Origin of the sequence: Fulvivirga kasyanovii, from assembly GCF_009711405.1 — a bacterium.
Classification (GTDB): Bacteria; Bacteroidota; Bacteroidia; order Cytophagales; family Cyclobacteriaceae; genus Fulvivirga; species Fulvivirga kasyanovii.
Genome location: NZ_SMLW01000579.1, coordinates 19,668 through 22,845 on the forward strand (window position 1 = coordinate 19,668; position 3,178 = coordinate 22,845).

Annotated in this window: 4 protein-coding genes; 2 read left to right on the plus strand and 2 right to left on the minus strand. The window is 41.1% G+C overall.

Features of this window, described 5'->3' with window-relative positions; all coding sequences use genetic code 11:
- The coding region (locus E1163_RS15805) for a hypothetical protein (RefSeq protein ID WP_246223723.1) at positions 1-378 on the plus strand (378 nt) is incomplete at its 5' end.
- Positions 379-390: 12 nt separating this feature from the next.
- Positions 391-717, plus strand: a complete 327-nt coding sequence (locus E1163_RS15810; RefSeq protein WP_155173425.1) for a HesB/IscA family protein — start codon at positions 391-393, stop codon at positions 715-717.
- A 35-nt stretch (positions 718-752) separates the two neighbouring features.
- Here the strand turns inward: E1163_RS15810 and E1163_RS15815 are convergent, their stop codons facing one another.
- Complete coding sequence (locus E1163_RS15815) at positions 753-2,732, minus strand: tetratricopeptide repeat-containing sensor histidine kinase (RefSeq protein WP_155173426.1); 1,980 nt, start codon at positions 2,730-2,732, stop codon at positions 753-755.
- Between the two features lie 18 nt (positions 2,733-2,750).
- Complete coding sequence (locus tag E1163_RS15820; protein WP_155173427.1) at positions 2,751-3,173, minus strand: RidA family protein; 423 nt, start codon at positions 3,171-3,173, stop codon at positions 2,751-2,753.
- Positions 3,174-3,178: the final 5 nt, after the last annotated feature.

A 3,178-nucleotide genomic window follows, 5' to 3' on the forward strand; every position in this document is an offset into this window, starting at 1 on the left:
GCAGCGAGGATACAGGAAGAAATAAAGAGCCATCTTGGGCTCAGAAGTAGCGACCTGATGTTTGAATATGGTAATACAGACGGCAAAATAAAACTGGATCTTATTACCATTAACCCAAGGCACAATCAGTCCTTTCTTTTTCACTCTGTGATGGGCTTTGATAAAGTTGATGCCCTGAACAAAATGCTCGATTACGTTGAAAATTATAAGGAGAAAGAGAATTCCTACACTATTCAATGGATAGCAAAAGGCAACAAAGAGCTTAACACTTCGTATTTTAGAGCGAGCAGTGTATATGATGCTTTAGATAAACTATACTATGGGCGCGACTCAAACACTATAACTGTTTTTAGTGTTGTATTGAATCCTGTAGCTTAAAATTTGGCAAGTATGATTAATGTAACTGATAAGGCGAAAGATAGAATTATAGAACTTCGCGAAAAAGAAGGTAAGTCGAACGACCATAACATCAGGGTGCTCGTACAGGGCGGTGGTTGTTCGGGCTTGATGTACGACCTGAAGTTCGATGCCCAGATAGAGTCTGCAGATGAAGTATTTGAAGACAAGGGTATAAAAATCCTCGTTGATAAAAAGAGTCTTTTATATCTATTGGGAACCACATTGGATTTCTCCGACGGGCTTAATGGCAAAGGGTTCCAGTTTATCAACCCTAATGCTACCCGAACCTGCGGATGCGGGGAAAGTTTCTCGGTGTAGTAACTTCATAAAAAATATCAGGAAGCCTCCGGGGATTACCGTGAGGCTTTTCTATTTTTCACCCCTTTCTCCTTCGCTTCGGTATACTTCTTTAGGTATACTTTAAATTCCGTACCTTTTCCCTCCTCACTGTCGATCTCTATCTGCCCATGGTTTTCCCTGATAAACTGACCAACGAGCATCAACCCCATACCTGTCCCTTTTTCATTGTTGGTGCCCATACCTGAGATTCCCTTACCCACCTGATTAAAAAGCTTGCTAAGTTTTTCTTCATTCATTCCCAGGCCTGAATCCTTCACGTGGATCACCACGCAATCTCCGCTTTCGGTATAAAAGATCCTGACCTTACCTCCTTTATATGTGAATTTAATAGCGTTGCCAATAATATTCTGTACAATAATCCGCACGTGGTTAATATCGGCGTAGGCATATACTTCATCCTTTTTATGCTCAATGACCACCCCTTTATCCTTGGCCAAAAAATTAGCTACTGCCAATACCTGATTAACGGTAGCAGGAACATCTACCCGGTCAAATTCAACAGCCACTCCCATTTGCTGGCTGATGGCCCAGCTTAGCAGGTTATCCAGCATGTGCGAGACCATAATTACCTTATTATGAAGTCCCTTAAAAACTTCCTCCTGTTGTTCCTGTGTGAGCACTCCCATTCTTATTACCTCCAAAGTGCTCATAATGGAGGCCAGCGGGCTTCTAAGGTCATGCCCTATTACAGAAAGCAACTTATCCTTAGCTGAATTAAGCCTTTCAAGGATCTCATTTTGATCTGTTATCTGCCGCCTGTGCAGTTCTATGTCAGCATTCTTTTCACGCAGTTCATCATTGAGTTTTGTTTTTAAGCGGTTGCTCCTGTAAATTATATATGCCAAAACAATCATAAACAGTGCTATAAAACCTACAAAAAAACTGAGTAGCCTGTTGATCTTTACCGCTTGTTTAGTCACTTTATTCTCCTTCTGCAGTTGCAGGTTTTCATCTTCCTTTTGCTGCAGGTAGAGTTCATGGATCCTTTTATCCATAGCAACAGAGTTCAGGCTATCGCTATACTGCTTATAGATCACATGGTATTTATAGGCCTGCTGATAATCTTTTTTTGCCGCATAAGTATCGGCAAGGATTTTAAGTACCTTTTGGGCATCCCACCTGGCTTTTATTTTCTCTGCATATTCCAGGCTTTTCAGGCCATGACCTACGGCTTTATCATAAAGTCCCAGCTCATAATTAACACTGGCCAGGCCTGCATGCGCAAAACTTTTCTCCCAATTATCCTTGTAACTGGCGTTGAGTGCCTGCTTGTAGTATTCCAGGGCTTTATCATACTTTCCGGCATGTAGGTATATCTCTCCCAGGAGGTTAGTAGCCATTACATCCATTCGCTCAAAACCGTGCCTTTCACTTATTTCAATACACCTTTGCAGGTAATCGATCCCCAGTTCGGATTCATTGGTATGATCATAAGACAGTCCCAGGTTGAAATAGCCTGTCGCCAGCAATAGGCTATCATGCTTTACCGCCTTATTACTTATTATTTTTTGATATTCTTCTACTGCGGCATTGTATTTACCCTGGGCTATATAAATAAGCCCGAGATTATTGTATGCCCATAAAACCCTGTTTTGATTACCTAATTCTTCAAAAATCCTTAAAGACCTAAGGTATGCTTCCAGTGCATTATCATATGCGCCATTCACATAATACGCTGATCCCAGGTTATTAAGAGCCCAAGCCTTTCCTGATTTAAATTCCTGGTTTATGGCTAGCGTATAGGCTGATCTGGCATAGTATTGAGCACTGTCAGAGTTATCATATAAATAGATCCGGGAAATGTCATTCAATAAGTTAACTGCATTGGTATCCTGACTGAAATTCTGGTCAGCCTTTTTTTCCATCCAGGTGTTCAGCAGAGAGTCAAGCTGCCTTTGCCCGCTTACCTGAGGTATATCAAAAGCGAAGAGACAAAATAATATTAAAACCGTAACTTTTAGATTGAACGACATTTCAAATCACTTCATATCTTATTCAACCAGGGCTATACACTTAAGCTCTATAGCGATAGGCGTAGGCAAAGCATTGACTTCGACAGTAGTTCTGCAAGGCTGGTTATCCTTGAAGTACTGCGCATATATTTCATTATATTTTTTAAAATCGTCCTTCATATTGGTTAAAAAGACAGTGACATCTATCAGCTTATCCCAACCTGAACCTGAGGCTTCCAAAACGTGCCTTACGTTCTCAAAAACAGAATGACACTGTGCTTCTATATCGTAAGAGGTTATGTTACCTTTCTCATCCAGCGTCACACCAGGAATTTCCTTGGTGCCTTTCCTTCTCGGCCCTACTCCGGATAAAAACAGCAGGTTCCCCACTTTTCTTGCATGCGGATACAAACCTACAGGCTCTGGTGCTTTATCTGAATTTAGTATATCGCTATGTTTCATTTACT

What these genes read in the sequence shown, in the direction of transcription:
- E1163_RS15810 (WP_155173425.1), top strand. Translation starts at nt 391, where the DNA reads ATGATTAATGTAACTGATAAGGCGAAAGATAGAATTATAGAACTTCGC.
- E1163_RS15815 (WP_155173426.1), bottom strand. Translation starts at nt 2,732, where the DNA reads ATGTCGTTCAATCTAAAAGTTACGGTTTTAATATTATTTTGTCTCTTC.
- E1163_RS15820 (WP_155173427.1), bottom strand. Translation starts at nt 3,173, where the DNA reads ATGAAACATAGCGATATACTAAATTCAGATAAAGCACCAGAGCCTGTA.